This window comes from Mesorhizobium sp. P5_C1 (assembly GCF_054049815.1).
Genome location: NZ_JBFULQ010000009.1, coordinates 1 through 14,959, shown reverse-complemented (window position 1 = coordinate 14,959; position 14,959 = coordinate 1). Strand labels below are relative to the sequence as shown.

At 63.4% G+C, this 14,959-nt stretch carries 9 protein-coding genes and 1 pseudogene; 2 read left to right on the top strand and 8 right to left on the bottom strand.

Annotation, left to right across the window (positions count from 1 at the left end; translation table 11 throughout):
* Position 1: 1 nt before the first annotated feature.
* The 4 genes from ACXJ7R_RS01885 to ACXJ7R_RS01870 form a co-directional block, all read right to left on the bottom strand.
* The gene (locus ACXJ7R_RS01885; protein ID WP_457150323.1) at positions 2-3,148 is read right to left on the bottom strand and encodes an efflux RND transporter permease subunit; all 3,147 of its coding nucleotides are present in this window, start codon (positions 3,146-3,148) and stop codon (positions 2-4) included.
* A 204-nt stretch (positions 3,149-3,352) separates the two neighbouring features.
* Positions 3,353-4,492, bottom strand: coding sequence for an efflux RND transporter periplasmic adaptor subunit (locus ACXJ7R_RS01880; protein ID WP_457150322.1), 1,140 nt, complete (start codon positions 4,490-4,492; stop codon positions 3,353-3,355).
* 53 nt (positions 4,493-4,545) lie between these two features.
* On the bottom strand, positions 4,546-5,154 hold the full coding sequence (locus tag ACXJ7R_RS01875; protein WP_457150321.1) for a TetR family transcriptional regulator: 609 nt from the start codon (positions 5,152-5,154) through the stop codon (positions 4,546-4,548).
* Positions 5,155-5,341: 187 nt separating this feature from the next.
* A complete protein-coding gene (locus tag ACXJ7R_RS01870) occupies positions 5,342-6,982 on the bottom strand; it encodes an acyl-CoA synthetase (protein WP_457150320.1) in 1,641 nt (546 codons plus the stop codon).
* A 191-nt stretch (positions 6,983-7,173) separates the two neighbouring features.
* Between ACXJ7R_RS01870 and ACXJ7R_RS01865 the strand changes: the two genes are divergently transcribed.
* Complete coding sequence (locus ACXJ7R_RS01865; RefSeq protein WP_457150319.1) at positions 7,174-8,139, top strand: sugar-binding transcriptional regulator; 966 nt, start codon at positions 7,174-7,176, stop codon at positions 8,137-8,139.
* Between the two features lie 92 nt (positions 8,140-8,231).
* Positions 8,232-10,276: pseudogene (locus ACXJ7R_RS01860) on the top strand (bifunctional aldolase/short-chain dehydrogenase).
* Between the two features lie 41 nt (positions 10,277-10,317).
* On the opposite strand, the gene ACXJ7R_RS01855 reads toward ACXJ7R_RS01860, so the two are convergent.
* The 4 genes from ACXJ7R_RS01855 to ACXJ7R_RS01840 all read right to left on the bottom strand — a co-directional run.
* Positions 10,318-11,166: an acyl-CoA thioester hydrolase/BAAT C-terminal domain-containing protein gene (locus tag ACXJ7R_RS01855; RefSeq protein WP_457150318.1), complete on the bottom strand. Its 849-nt coding sequence runs from the start codon at positions 11,164-11,166 to the stop codon at positions 10,318-10,320.
* Between the two features lie 142 nt (positions 11,167-11,308).
* Positions 11,309-12,361: a substrate-binding domain-containing protein gene (locus tag ACXJ7R_RS01850; RefSeq protein WP_457150317.1), complete on the bottom strand. Its 1,053-nt coding sequence runs from the start codon at positions 12,359-12,361 to the stop codon at positions 11,309-11,311.
* A gap of 47 nt (positions 12,362-12,408) precedes the next feature.
* Positions 12,409-13,404 carry an ABC transporter permease gene (locus ACXJ7R_RS01845; RefSeq protein WP_095088174.1) on the bottom strand — a complete coding sequence of 332 codons (996 nt, stop codon included), beginning with the start codon at positions 13,402-13,404 and terminating at the stop codon, positions 12,409-12,411.
* Positions 13,405-13,483: 79 nt separating this feature from the next.
* A partial coding sequence (locus ACXJ7R_RS01840; RefSeq protein WP_457150316.1) for a sugar ABC transporter ATP-binding protein occupies positions 13,484-14,959 on the bottom strand: 1,476 nt, incomplete at its 5' end.

The window sequence follows — 14,959 nt, the reverse complement described above, 5'->3', positions numbered from 1 at the left end:
TCTATTCGGCGGCCAGCGCCAGTTGTGGCTTCTCGGCTTCCGGGATCAGGTCCAGATCGTCGATCCGCCCCTCCACCCCGTGCTTCTTGGGCTCGCGGCCGAAGAACAGGGCGTAGCCCGCCGGCAGTACCAGGATTGTCAGCACGGTGGCAACCAGGATGCCGCCCATCATCGCGTAGGCGAGCGGCCCCCAGAACACGGCCCGCGAGATCGGGATCAGCGCCAGCACCGCCGTCAAGGCGGTCAGCGTGATCGGCCGGAAACGGCGCACGGCCGAGCCGATGATCGCTTCGGATCGCTCCATGCCCGCCGCTATGTCCTGGTCGATCTGGTCGACCAGAATGATCGAGTTGCGCATGATGATGCCGAGCAGCGCGATGACGCCGAGGATGGCGACGAAGCCGAACGGCGCGCCGCTGATCAGAAGGGCCGCGGCAGCACCGATGATGCCGAGCGGGCCGGTCGCCAGCACCAGCATCGCCTTGCCGAAATTCTGCAGCTGGATCATCAGGAGCACGACGATGATGGCCAGCATGATCGGCGCCTTGGCGGCGATCGAAGCCTGGCTTTCGGCCGAATCCTCGGCACCGCCCTGGATCTCGATCTTGTAGCCAGGTGCCAGCCCATCGCGCAGACCCTGCATGTCCTTGTACAACTTGGTGACGACGTCGTTGGACTGCACGCCGTCGGGCAGCGTTGCCCGCACGCTGATGGTCGGCAAGCGGTTACGCCGCCATTCGATGCCTTGCTCCAGCACCGGCACCACCTTGGCGACCTGCGACAGCGGCACGAAGCCGCCGAAATCGGTCGGGATATAGACGGAGTCGACCGAAGACAGCAGGCTGCGGCTGGCATCCGGCTCGCGGGCGACGATGGAGACCRTCTCCTCGCCGTCGCGGAAGTCGTCGAGCGGCGCGCCGGACATGGTCGCCTGCAGCATCTGGCGGATGCGCTGCGAGGTCACGCCAAGCGCACGGGCGCGATCCTGGTCGATGACCAGCTTCATCGCCGGCACCGGTTCGAGCCAATCGTCATGGACGGCGCCAAGCAGCGGATCTTCGCGGAACTTGGCCTTCACCTGGTCGGCGATGCGGCGCACCTCCTGGCGGTCCGGGCCCATGACACGCATCTGCACCGGCCAGCCGGTCGGCGGGCCGAGGAACAGGCGGTCGACCTTGGCGCGGATCGACGGGAAGTCCTCGGCCAGGACGGTGCGCAGCTTGACGATCAGCCGTTCGCGGGCCGGCTCGTCATTGGCCATCACCAGAAGCTGGGCGAAGTTCGGATTGCTCAACTGCTGGTCGAGCGGCAGGAAGAAGCGCGGCGCGCCTTCGCCGATATAGGTGGCGATGAAACGCTTGTCCTTGTCGTCCATCATCTTGGCTTCAAGCGCCTTGGCCTGCACCTCGACTTCCTTGATGCTGGTGCCCTCCGGCAGCCAGAGATCGACGAGGATTTCCGGCCGCGACGATTGTGGGAAGAAGTTCTGCGGGATGAACTGGAACGCCCACAGGCTGGTGCCGAAGGTTACCAGGGTCATGACAAGCACGATGACGCGGTGGCGCACGGCCCAGCCGACGGTCGAGCGCAGCCGGCGATAAAAGCGCGTGTCGAAGACATCATGGTGGCTGCCGGCATGCTTGCGCTGCTTGAGGATCATGTAGCCGAGCCACGGCGTGAAATAGACCGCGACGAACCACGAGACGATCAACGCGATGCCGACGACATAAAACAGCGTGCGCACATATTCGCCGGCCGTCGAGGCGGCGAAGCCGACCGGGATGAAGCCGGCGGTGGTGATGAGCGTGCCGGTCAGCATCGGGAAGGCGGTCGAGGAATAGGCGAAGCTCGCCGCCTCGATCTTGACCAGCCCCTCCTCCAGCTTGCGCTCCATCATCTCGACGACGATCATGGCGTCGTCGACGAGCAGGCCGAGCGCGATGATCAGCGCGCCGAGCGAGATGCGCTGCAGGTCGATGCCGAGTTCGTACATGATGGCGAAAGTGGCGGCCAGCACCAGTGGAATCGCGATGGCGATGACCAGGCCGGAACGCCAGCCGATCGACAGGAACGAGACGACGAGCACGATCAGCAGCGCTTCGCCGAGCGCGTGCATGAATTCGGCAACCGCATCGGTGACGACGCCCGGCTGGTCAGAGATCTGGTCGACCGAAACGCCATAGGGCAGCGCCTCTTCAAAGCGCTTGTAGGTTGCCTCGACCTCCTTGCCGACATCGGTGACCTTGAAGCCCTTGGCCATGACGACGCCAAGCTGCACGCTGTCATGACCGTTGAAGCGGTATTTGCGCTGGAAAGGATCTTCCAGCCCGGACGTCACCGTGGCGATGTCGCCGAGCCGGGTGACCTGGCCGCCGGCGCGCACGCGCAGGTTGCGGATATCCTCGACCTTGCTGACGTCGCCCTCGACCGAAATGCGCACCGAGTTGGTGCCGGTATCGACGGAGCCGGCCGGGTCGACATTGTTCTGTCCCTTGATCGCGTTCTGCAGATCGGTCAGCGTCAGGCCGCGTTCGGAGAGCGCCTTGGAGGAGATGTCGATATAGAGCTTTTCCGGCTGGTCGCCGATGATGACGGCCTTCTCGACGCCGGGCGTGGTCAAAAGCATGTCGCGCGCCTGGATGGCGAACTTCTTCAGCTCGGGATAGCTGAAGCCATCGCCGCTGATCGAATGCAGCGTGATGAAGGTGTCACCGAATTCATCGTTGAAATACGGTCCGAGCAGGCCTTGCGGCAGGTCGCCAGCAATATCGCCGACCTTCTTGCGCACCTGATAGAAGGCGTCCGCCACCTCGGCGGCGTTGGTGTCGCCCTTGATCTGGACCGTGATGATGGCGCTGCCGGCGCGCGTGAACGAGCGCACGAAATCGAGGTGCGGCGTTTCCTGCAGCTTGCGTTCGATCTTGTTGACGACCTGGTCTTCCATCTCCTGGATCGAGGAGCCGGGCCAGATCGCCTGGACGACCATCACGCGGAAGGTGAAATCGGGATCTTCCTTCTGGCCCATGCGCATCAGGCCGAGCGCACCGGCAATGATGATCAGGYCGAACAGGAACCGGGCAATGGAGGGATGGCCGATTGCCCAGCGCGACAGGTTGAAGGGCCGCTTCTCGTCCGTGGAATTGGTCATCGATGCAGGTCCATCTAGCTAGCGCAACAAGATCGAGGTTCGGTGGCGGCTTCCGGGCGGCAAGGCTCTCCGAGCGGAGAACACTCATCGCGGTTGGGGACGCGAAAATCGATGCGCGGGGGGTCACATCAATCGAGCGCCTCGGTTCGAGCGTTTGCCGCCCGGAAACCAGCGGCTGCAGGAACGCGCAGCCGGTGTCTGTCGTCAGCGCACCTGTTTGGTGTCGCTGTCTCCCGCAGATGCGGATTGCACGGTATCGCCGGTGAGTTTCACCTTCAGGTTCTCGGTCATGAACTGCGTGCCGGCAGCGACCACGACATCGCCGGCCTTCAATCCGTCGGCGACCCGCACGCCATCGGCGGCGAACTTGGCGACCTTGACCGGTCGGGCGTGGACGGTGTCGGCGCCGCGATCGACGGTCCAGACGATCGACTGGCTGTCTTGCTTGGCCAGCGCGCTCAGCGGGATCGAAACGAGCTGCCGCTCATTGGCCGCCGATGCTTCGATGCTGGCTGTCATGCCGAGCAGCACGCGCGGATCGTTGGGCAGGCTGACGCGGACGGCAAAGGTGCGCGACTGCGGATCGGCGCTGCCGGCGACTTCGCGGACCTTGCCCTCGAGCGCGAGTGCGTCGTCGGACCAGAAGCCCGCCTTTACGACCTTGCCCGGCTTGAACTCAGCGATTTCCATTTCCGGAACCGCGATCAGCACTTCCTTTTCGCCGTCGACCGCGACGGTGACAACCGGCGTGCCGGAGCCAACCACCTGGCCGACATCGGCGCTGACGGCGGTGACGATGCCGTCCCTGTCGGCCTTGAGGTCGGTGTAGCCGGCCTGGTTCTTGGCCTGGTCGAGCGACGAGCGAGCGGAATCGCGGGTGGCGACCGCCTGGTCATAGCTCAGCGTCGCCTGTTCGAGCTGCGATTTCGGTGCAAAATTCTTGGCAAAAAGCTGCTCTGCACGCTTGCGGGCAAGCTCGACCGTCTCGACCTGCCGCTCGGCGGCATCAAGCGCTGCCTGAGCGCTTTTAACCGAAAGGTCGTAATCGATGGGATCGATGCGGGCGAGCACATCGCCTGAAGCCACATGCTGGCCGATGTCGACAAGGCGCTCCGTGATCTTGCCGTTGACCCGGAACGCCAGGGCGCTTTCGGTGCGGGCCCGCACCGAACCGGAGTAGGAGAGCGTGCGGGTGTCATGCGCCTGGGCGATCTCGACGACCTTGACCGGGCGGATGATGTCCTTGACCTCGGCTTTCTCCTGCGAGCAGCCGGCAAGCCCGAGCGTCGCCACGATCAGGCCGGCGACCGGCAGCTTGCGAAGGATGGAACGGGACAAAGACATCTTGCTACTCCGACTGGGAGATGAATGGTCGACACCGGCACCAGAGTGCGGCGCTATTTCAAGGCCTTGACTGCATAGTCGATGAGGTCGTCGGGCATCGCCCGATTGGTCTTGGCCAGACACTGCGCCACCATCTGCGGATGGCACAGGATGACTGTGGCGGCGCCGAAGCAGCGCGAGGCGATCACCGGATCCTGCTCCCTGAACTCACCGGCCTCGATGCCATCGCGGATGACCTCCGCGAACAGATCGTGGATGCTGTCGACGTGCTTGTCGATGACGCCCCAATCGCGTTCGAGCGCGACGATCACCATTTCATGGACCTTCTGCTCGTCGAGCATGACCTCCATCGTCATCTTGTACTGCGCATGCACGTAGCGCCGAAGCCGCTCCTCGGCGCTGATCGGCAGGTGGCAGATCTCGTAGGCCATCTTGTAGCTGGCACCGAGCATCCTGCCGCAGACGGCCTGGTGGATTTCGACCTTGGTGGCGAAGAAGCGGTAGATATTGGCCGGCGACATGCCGAGTTCACGGGCGATGTCGGCGACATTGGTCTTGCCGTAACCGTAGTGCCGGAACAGGCGCTCGGCGCAGTCGAGAATGCGCGTCACATTCTCCTGTCGGGCGACGTCGGCGGCGACTATGTTGGCGGCTTCGGACATGGCTCTCTTTGTTTACGACTGACGAATTTCAATTTTCGTCATTCGTAAATCGAAATGGCCGACCTGTCAACGCGAAATCGATATACGCGTACGATTGGTGACAGCTGGTGACATCCAACAGACGTCACCAGGCGGCCCGAGGATTCGGACCATTGAAAATAATTTCGCGAGAGGGCTGCCCGAGACGTCAGGCGACCTTGGCCATTTCCCGCAGCCGGAACTTCTGGATCTTGCCGGTCGAGGTCTTGGGGATTTCGGCGAAGATCACCGCCTTCGGCACCTTGAAGCGGGCAAGCAGTGCGCGGCAGTGCTCGATGATCTCGGCCTCGGTCGCCGCCTTGCCGGGCTTCAACTCGACATAGGCGACCGGCACCTCGCCCCATTTGTCATCAGCCCTGGCGACGACGCCGCAAGAGGCAACAGAGGGGTGCTTGTAGAGCGCATCCTCGACCTCGATCGAGGAGATGTTCTMGCCGCCCGAGATGATGATGTCCTTGGAACGGTCCTTGAGCTGGATATAGCCGTCGGCATGCATGACTCCGAGATCGCCGGAGTGGAACCAGCCGCCGGCAAAGGCTTCGTCGCTCGCCTTGCGGTTCTTGAGATAGCCCTTCATGACGATGTTRCCGCGGAACATCACCTCGCCGATGGTCTCGCCATCCGCCGGCGTCGTCCGCATCGTCTGGGGATCCATGACGGTCAGGCCTTCGAGCGCTGCATAGCGCACACCCTGCCGCGCCTTCTTGACACTGCGCTCGCCCTTTTCGAGATTGTCCCAGGCGCCGTGCCATTCGTTGACGACCGCCGGGCCATAGGTTTCGGTCAATCCGTAGAGATGGGTGACGGCAAAGCCGGCATCGGCCATGCCCGACAACACGGCCTCCGGTGGCGGGGCAGCCGCGGTGTTGAAGGTGACGGTCTGCGCGAATTCGCGCTTGTCCTCGTCCTTCGCATTGATCAGCACCGACATGACGACCGGCGCGCCGCACAGATGGGTGACGCCGTGGTCGGCAATCGCATCGTAGATCGGCTTCGGCCGCACCCAGCGCAGGCAGACATGGGTGCCGGCCTGGACGGCGAGCGTCCATGGAAAGCACCAGCCATTGCAGTGGAACATCGGCAGCGTCCAAAGATAGACGGCGTGCTTGGCCATGCCGGCATGGATGGTGTTGGTGTAGGCCATGAGGGCAGCACCCCGGTGGTGGTAGACGACGCCCTTCGGATTGCCAGTGGTGCCGGAGGTGTAGTTAAGCGAAATGGCGTCCCACTCATCGTCGGGCATCGACCAGGCGAAGTCCTCGTCGCCGCTTGCGATGAAATCCTCGTAGTCTGATGTGCCTATGCGCTCGCCCTTCGGATACGGCGCGTCGGCGGCGTAGTCGGGATCGTCATAGTCGATGACCAGCGGCTTGACCTTGGCCAGTTCCAGGGCCTGCTTGACGACGCTGGAGAACTCGCGATCGACGATCAGTATCTTGCTCTCGGCATGATCGAGCTGGAAGGCGATGACGGCGGCATCGAGGCGGGTGTTGAGTGAGTGCAGCACCGCCCTGGTCATCGGCACGCCGAAATGCGCTTCCAGCATCGGCGGCGTGTTGGACAGCATGACGGTGACGGTGTCGCCCTTGCCGATGCCGCGCTTCTGAAGGGCCGAGCCAAGCTTCAACGACCGGCGCCAGAAGGTGCGATAGTCGATGCGCTGGCGGCCATGGATGATGGCGACATGGTCGGGATAGGTCTTTGCCGCGCGCTCCAGATAGGTGAGCGGCGTCAGCGGCTGGTGGTTGGCCGCGTTCTTGTCGAGATCCTGTTCGTAAGGATTGCCCATCCCGTCCTCCCCGAGTTTCTTCTTTGAGATGTTCTAATCACAGGCTCGGGCCGCGTCACCACCAACGATGCCGCGATAGAGCGCATTTGGCACAATGATGATCTAGATTCAGCGGATGAAAAGGCATCGTATACCTTGGCCTGGTTTGACTTTTGTCGAAGGCCGTGAATAATGTCAGCCGAGGAGACGGCATGGCGATCCGACCGGCAGAACAGCTCATCCACAAGGCCGCCTGGCTCTACTACGCCCATGGCCTGCGACAGGACCAGGTGGCGAGCCAGCTTAACATTTCCCGTGCCTCGGTCGCCATGTATCTGCGCAAGGCGCGCGAGACCGGCATCGTCAACATCTCGACCTCGACCCAGCTTTTCACCGACGATGTGCTCGCGCGCAAGCTCGAGGATGCGCTAGGCCTCGACGCCGTCTGGATCGCGCCGGAGAACGACCATATCGCCGATCCGTCGACGGAAATCGCCGTGCTGGCGGCAAGCGTCTTTCTCGAACTGGTCAAGAAGGGCGACCGCATCGGCGTCGCCTGGGGCCGCACCGTCTACATGATCGCCGATATCATGTCCTATGCCGACCTGCAGGATGTCACCGTGGTGCAGCTCTGCGGCAATCTCGGCGCGCCCTATTCCTACCGGCCAGACCAATGCACGATGGAAATCGCGCGGCGGCTCAACGCCAAGGGCCTCAACTTCTACGCCCCGCTGGTGCTGTCGACGGAAGAGCTGGCGCGCGCGTTGCGCGCCGAACCAGTGATCCGCGAGCAATTGTCGGGCGTCGGTGAATGCGATTTGGCGCTGTACTCGGTCGGTGCTGTCGACGCCGACAGCCATCTGGTCAAATGCGGTGCGCTGACATCAGGCGAAATGGCGGAGCTGCGCAGCCGAGGTGCTGCCGGCGTCATTGCCGGGCAGATCATCGACGCTGACGGCAAGGTGCTCGACTGCAGCTACAACCGCCGGGTGATCTCGGCCGAGCTTGCCTCGCTGCGCGCCATCGCCAGGCGCCTGATGGTCGTGCAGGAGGACAGCAAGTTCGAACCGCTGCTTGCGGCGATCGCCGGCGGACTTTGCACGCATTTGGTGGTCGGCGCGCGCATGGCGCAGAGGCTGCTGGATCACGCGGCTGCCACGACAGAAAAGGCCTCCTAGGAAAACACATATTTCCGCCGCCGGCGCATTGTCATCAAAGCGTCGCGGCATTCCTGTTTCACCATCAAAGACAACAACCGGACGAAGCGAACATGAAGAACCTGTGGAACGACGACGCAGCCGAAAAACTCGTTRCCGACTATGCAAAAAAGGGTGTCGGCCGCGACCTGGCGCTGCGCGTCTACACGACGCGGCTGCTGGGCGGYGAGCCACGGCTGGTCCTGCATGGCGGCGGCAACACGTCGTGCAAGACGACGGCGACCGATCTCGTCGGCGACCAGTGGGACGTGCTGTGCGTCAAGGGCAGCGGCTGGGACATGGGTGTCATCGAGCCGCAGGGCCTGCCGGCGGTCAAGCTGAAGCCGCTGCTCAAGGCCCGCACACTGAACAGATTGGCCGACGAGGACATGGTTGCCCTGCAACGCGCCAACCTCATCGACCCGTCCTCGCCCAACCCTTCGGTGGAGACGCTGCTGCATGCCTTCCTGCCGCATAAATTCGTCGACCACACGCATTCGACCGCCATCCTGGCTATCGTCGACCAGGAGGACAGCAGGAGACGGTGTTCGGTGCGAGGATGGGTTATGTGCCCTACATCATGCCCGGCTTCGACCTCGCCAAGGCGGCGGCCGACATCTTTGACGCCGATCCGTCGGTCGAGGGCCTGATCCTCGACAAGCATGGCATCTTCACCTTCGGCGACGACGCCAGGCAGGCCTACGACCGGATGATCCACTATGTGAATGTCGCCGAGGAGTACGTCGCTAGGAATGCCAAGCCGACAGCGGCAAAGGCAGCATTGCCGGCAAAGCTCGCGACACCGGCGGCTATCGCACCGACGCTGCGGGGGGCTGTGGCCGTAGCACGCGGCGAAGGCCGTTTCGACCGCATGATCAGCGACTTCCGCACCTCGGAGGCGATCGTCGATTTCATCAATTCAGCTGAGATCGCCGACTATGCCGGGCGCGGCGTGTCGACGCCCGATCTGTCGATCCGCATCAAGACCGGGCCGATGGCACTGCCGGCGCCCGATGCCGACAAGGTCGGCGACTACAAGGCCGTGATCAAGGATCACGTCCAAGCCTTCGCCAGGGACTACCGCGCCTATTTCGAAACCAATGATGCGCTCGACGACGTCAAGCGCACCATGCTCGACCAGATGCCGCGCCTGACGCTAGTGCCGGGCCTCGGCATGTTCGGCCATGGCCGCACGCTGAAGGATGCGAAGATCGCTTCGGATGTCGGCGAGATGTGGATCGAGGCGGTGCGCGGCGCCGAGGCGGTCGGCCGGTTTCATCCGCTCTCCAAGGCCGACCTGTTCCCGCTCGAATACTGGTCGCTGGAACAGGCCAAGCTCGCTTCCAACAAGCCGAAGCCGCTGACCGGCCAGGTGGTGCTGATCACCGGCGGTGCCGGCGCGATCGGTGCGGCGACGGCCAGGCTGTTCGCCGACAACGGCGCCCATGCCGTTGTTGTCGATCTCGATGCCGAAAAGGCAGCCGAGGCGGCGAAGAAGGCCGGCAACAACTCGATCGGCTTCGCCGCTGACATCACCGACCCGGCACAGGTGCGTGCCGCCTTCGACAAGGCGGTCGCCGTCTTCGGCGGCGTCGACATCGTGGTTTCCAATGCCGGTGCTGCCTGGGAAGGCCGGATCGGCGAGCTCGACGATGCGCTTTTGCGCAGGAGTTTCGAGCTTAATTTCTTCGCCCACCAGTCGGTGGCGCAGAATGCCGTGCGCATCATGCTCGAACAGGGAACCGGCGGCGTCCTTCTGTTCAACACCTCCAAGCAGGCGGTCAATCCCGGTCCGAAGTTCGGCGCCTATGGCGTGCCGAAGGCGGCGACGCTGTTCCTGTCCAGGCAGTACGCGCTCGACTATGGCGCGTATGGCATCCGTTCGAACGCCGTCAACGCCGACCGCATCCGCTCGGGTCTTTTGACCGACGCCATGATTGCCAGCCGCTCCGGCGCTCGCGGCGTCTCGGAGAAGGACTACATGTCCGGCAATCTGCTCGGCCAGGAAGTGACGGCGCAGGACGTGGCGCAGGCCTTCCTGCACCACGCACTGGCTGATCGCACCACCGCCGATGTGACGACGGTCGACGGCGGCAACATCGCGGCGGCGATGCGGTAGGCGGAAGCGATCGAAACAGGCATGCAGGCATCCGTGAACTGCTACCACAGCAGCTCACGGATGCCTTCCCAAGCCTTTTTGCCCAGCTCTGAATCGGCCTCGTCGTTGCCGCCGTGCGCATGTAATGCGGATCGTGGTGTATTTTCGCCTGGCAACAGGATGCGGTGACCCGCATCCGGCGACGAAACGAGATGCGTGACCTTGCCTGCTTCGCCGCACCGCCGGGCGATATCTGTCGCGAACGATAGGGAGGGCCACAGCGCATCGTCGCCACCCGCGACAAGCAGAACCTCGGCTGACGCGGTCTCAACGGGGATGGCTGCCGCTTTTGCCTCCCGCTCAAAGGTTTTCAGGCAGCGTTCGAAAAGCCCCCTGTAAGCGACCAGGCCATCCACATGCTCTGGTGTCCAGTCTGGATCTGTCGGCACAAACGGCAGGGGAATACCGTTGAGCGACCATGAGGATCGTTCAGGCCAGCTGACGCCATCCCGGCCCGCACCGATATTTCCCCAAACCACGGATGATGGGCCGATAGCGACCACGGCGTTGATCCGCTGGTCGTGGACCGCCGCGAGCAATGAAGCCTCGGCACCCTTGGATGTGCCGACATAGACGATGCGACGGCAACCTGTTTCAAGGAGACAGTCGGTTGCGGCAAAGAACGTTTCGAGGGGAACCTCGCAGATTCCGGGAACCTGGCCCTCACCGCCAAACCATTGCAGCGCCAGGGCTGACTGACCCTCGTTTGCAAAGAGCCTCGCGCGCCCAACATCGACACGGCCACTCGATCCACCCAACACCACGACGCCCGTGGTAGCCCGCGTGCATCGAAACAATCTTCCGGTGACAGTGCCGGACAGGTTTTCCTCGACTACCGCCTGCGCTTCCATCCTGAACCGACACTTTCGCGGCTGATTTTTCCAGCATCGCAAAACCGGCGTTTTCGGCAAGCCGGTTGTGCCAGGACCTTCGACAAAAAAGCCGCCTGCAACAAGCTGCTGCAGGCGGCTAGCGGTTCCAAGTTTGCGAAAACTACTTGGCGTTCGGGTTCGGCATCCAGGCCGGCATCGCGACATCGGCATGGGCGAACTGCGGCAGCTTGGCCGAGAGGTCCTCCATGTTCTTGATGTCCTTGTCGACGAGGTCCTTCTGGGTGATCAGCGTCGGCGGCACGACGACGTTGTGGCCGGGGTCTTCGCCGGCGAGCAGCTGTGCCAGCGCGCGCACCGAGACCTGGCCGACGACGGCCGGATTGGTGGCGGCGGTTGCCGCCCAGGCGCTGTCGGGCTCACGCATCGCGGCAATATCCGACGTCGAGATGTCGGCCGAGTAGATCTTGATGCCCTTGTTCAATCCCGCCTCGTCGACGGCGATCTTCACGCCCTTGGCGAATTCGTCATAGGGGGCAAACATCACCTTGATGTCGGGGTGGGCCGACAGCACAGAACGCGCCTGGTTGGCGACGGAGTTGGCGATCGGATTGTCGAGCGTGCCGAACATCGCGACTTCGCTGATGCCGGCATGCTTCTTCTTGACGTCGACCCAGGTCTCGTTGCGGCGGTCGAGCGGCGCGATGCCGGCGACATAGACATAGCCGGCCTTCCAGCTCTCGCCATTGTCCTTGACCGCCTGCTCGAGAGCGAGGCGCGCGAGGTCGCGGTCGGACTGTTCGACCTGCGGGATCTTAGGGTTTTCGACATTGACGTCGAAAGCCACCACCTTGATGCCGGCGTCGACCGCGCGCTGGGCGGCGTCCTTCATCGATTCCGTCAGGCCGTGCTGGATGATGATTCCCTGCACGCCAAGCGCTATGGCCTGGTCGACCATGTCGGACTGAAGGGCGGCGTCCTGGCGGCTGTCGAGCACGCGCAGGTCGATGCCGAGCGCCTTCGACTGCGCCTCGACGCCCGAGAGATAGGCCTGGAAGAAGTCGCCGGTCGAGAGATAGCGCACCAGCGCGATCTTGACGCCGGGCTTGTCGAAAGGCGCCGGCTTGTCCGCGGCCAGTGCCGGGAACTGCATCAGCATGGTCGCCCCGGCCAGCCCGAGTGCCACCTTCCCCAGAAGTCTTCTCGTAATGTTCACCTTGTTTCCTCCACTCTTGTTGAACCCAAATCCTATCCGGTCGAAAGCTATCTCCTGCCCCTGCCCGAAAGGGCAAAGGTGAAGACAAGGGCGACGACCAGAACCACGCCCTTGACGAAATCCTGCGTGTAGTAAGGCGCGTTCATCATCGTCAGGCCTTGCAGCAAGATGCCGACGAACAGCGCGCCGACGGCAGTGCCGAAGGCGTTCGGCTTGGCGGCGCCAAGCACCGCGTAGCCGATGAGCGCCGCGGCGACAGCGTCAAGCAGCAGATTATTACCCGAGGCGATGTCGCCGCGTCCAAGTCGGGCGGCGAGCAAAATGCCGCCGATCGAGGCAAAAACTCCTGAAATAACGTAGGCCCAGATCTTGTATGCCTTGACAGGCGCGCCGGCGAGTTCGGCGGCACGTTCATTGCTGCCGACCGCATACATCATGCGCCCGAAACGCGTGTATTCGAGGAAGAACCAGATCAGCACGGCGAGCACGAGCAGCACCACCACCGACACCGGAATGAGGTTCGGGATGAAGAAATCGAAGCGGTGGCGGCCGAGCGCCAGGAACGCGTCGCTGAACTTGCCATTGGCGACCGAACCGTCCGGCATGGTCATGCCGGTGGCGATCGAACGGCCCTCGGTCGGGATGCGTTGCAGGCCGACCAGCAGGAACATCATGCCGAGCGTCGCCAGGAGATCGGGCACGCGCATATAGACGATCAGCCAGCCATTGATCAGGCCGACAATGGCGCCGATGAGCAGGCAGACGACGACCGCGACGAGAGCGTTCTGCTCCAGCACCACCATGACATAGGCCGCCGCCATCATGGCTGATGTGGCAACCGAGCCGATCGACAGGTCAAAGCCGCCGACGACGAGCGTGGCGGTGACGCCGAGTGCCAGCACGCCGGTGATGGCGACCGACTGGAAGATGAAGACGGCACTTTGCGGCGAAACGAAACCGTCGGCGGCGATCGCGAAATAGGCGATCAAACCGAACAAAAGCACGATGAAGCCGTAGCGAATGGCATGGTCTCGCAACGTCATTCAGCGCCCTCGCGCGCCGCTGCGATTTCTACCCAACTCGAACCCATGGTCTCTCCATTCCAATTCCTTGCCGCCACGCTCAGGCGGCGCTGTGCAGCGGTCCGCCCGCGACCTCGGCCAGCAGGCGATCGAGATCGACATCGGCATTGCGATGCTCGCCGACGATGGTTTGTTCGGACATCACCAGGATGCGGTCGGCCGTCTCCAACGCCTCGTCGAGCTCGGTGACGAACAGCAGCGTGGCGCGGCCGTTTGCACTTGCCCTGAGCTTGGCGGCAATGTCGCGCCGGGCCGAAATGTCGACGCCCTGGAACGGCTCATCCAGAATGAACAGTCCGGCATCCTGCGCCATCCAGCGGGCGACCATCACCTTCTGCTGGTTGCCGCCGGAAAGTGCCGCCATCTCGTCCTTCTCGGAGCGGCAGACGATGCCCAGTTCCTCGACCTGGCGGCGCGCGGTGCTGCGTTCCAGGCGGCGCCTGAGAACACCGAGGCGCGACATGCGCTTGTGGAACGGCAGGCTGATATTTTCCTGGATATTGAAGCCGCTGACGATGCCGTTCTCGCCGCGGTCCTTGGCGACGAGGAACACGCCGGCGGCGATAGCCTCGCCTGTTGTTTCAGGCGCATAGGGCTTGCCGTTCAGCACCATGGTGCCACCGAGCGGCTTGCGCACGCCAAACAGCGTCTCGGCCAGCGCCGTCTTGCCAACGCCGACGAGGCCGGTGATGGCAACGACCTCGCCGTCGCCGAGCGTCAGCGAGATCGGCCTGGCGCCTTGCGCTATGCGCAGCCCTTCGATCGTCAGGATCGCCTTGGCTGAATTCCTGACGACGATCTGGTCGAGGTGGATTTTGCGCCCGAGCATGGCGTTGACGGCGCCTTCATAATCGAGCGGTTTCTTGTCGAAGACGCCAGAGATGACGCCGTCGCGCATCGAGACGATACGATCGGCAAGCCGCCGGATGTCCGACATCCGGTGAGAGATGTAGAGGATGGCGACGCCCTGCTCGCGCAGCCTGTCGATCAGCGCAAACAGCCGATCAGCTTCGGCGCTGGACAGCGACGAGGTCGGCTCGTCGAGGATCAGCACTTTCGGCTGATGCGCCAAAGCGCGGGCTATCGCCACCATCTGGCGATCGGCCAGCGAAAGATCGCTGACGCGCGCTTTGAGATCGATGGCCAGCCCCATGCGGTCGGCGACGGCCTTTGCCTGGCGACGCACGCGCGCCGGATTGAACAGGAACGAAGCGCCGCTGCCGCTCAAGCGGTCGAGGGTCAAATTGGTGGCGACATCGAGATCGGCGACGACACCGTCATTGATGTTCTGGTGCACGGTGACGATGCCGGCGCGGATCGCCTCTGCCGGCGTGTTCGGCGCGAAGGCCTGTCCGGCGAGGCCCATCGTGCCGTCGCCGCGCTCATAGACGCCGCTGATGATCTTGACGAGGGTGGATTTGCCGGCGCCATTGGCGCCCATCAGCACCGTCACTTCGCCGGCATGCAGCTCCAGCGAGACGCCGCCAAGCACCTCGTTCTGGCCAAAGGATTTCCT

Coding starts and splice junctions, on each gene's coding strand:
- ACXJ7R_RS01880 (WP_457150322.1), bottom strand. CDS start 4,492: ATGTCTTTGTCCCGTTCCATCCTTCGCAAGCTGCCGGTCGCCGGCCTG.
- ACXJ7R_RS01875 (WP_457150321.1), bottom strand. CDS start 5,154: ATGTCCGAAGCCGCCAACATAGTCGCCGCCGACGTCGCCCGACAGGAG.
- ACXJ7R_RS01865 (WP_457150319.1), top strand. CDS start 7,174: ATGGCGATCCGACCGGCAGAACAGCTCATCCACAAGGCCGCCTGGCTC.
- ACXJ7R_RS01855 (WP_457150318.1), bottom strand. CDS start 11,166: ATGGAAGCGCAGGCGGTAGTCGAGGAAAACCTGTCCGGCACTGTCACC.
- ACXJ7R_RS01845 (WP_095088174.1), bottom strand. CDS start 13,404: ATGACGTTGCGAGACCATGCCATTCGCTACGGCTTCATCGTGCTTTTG.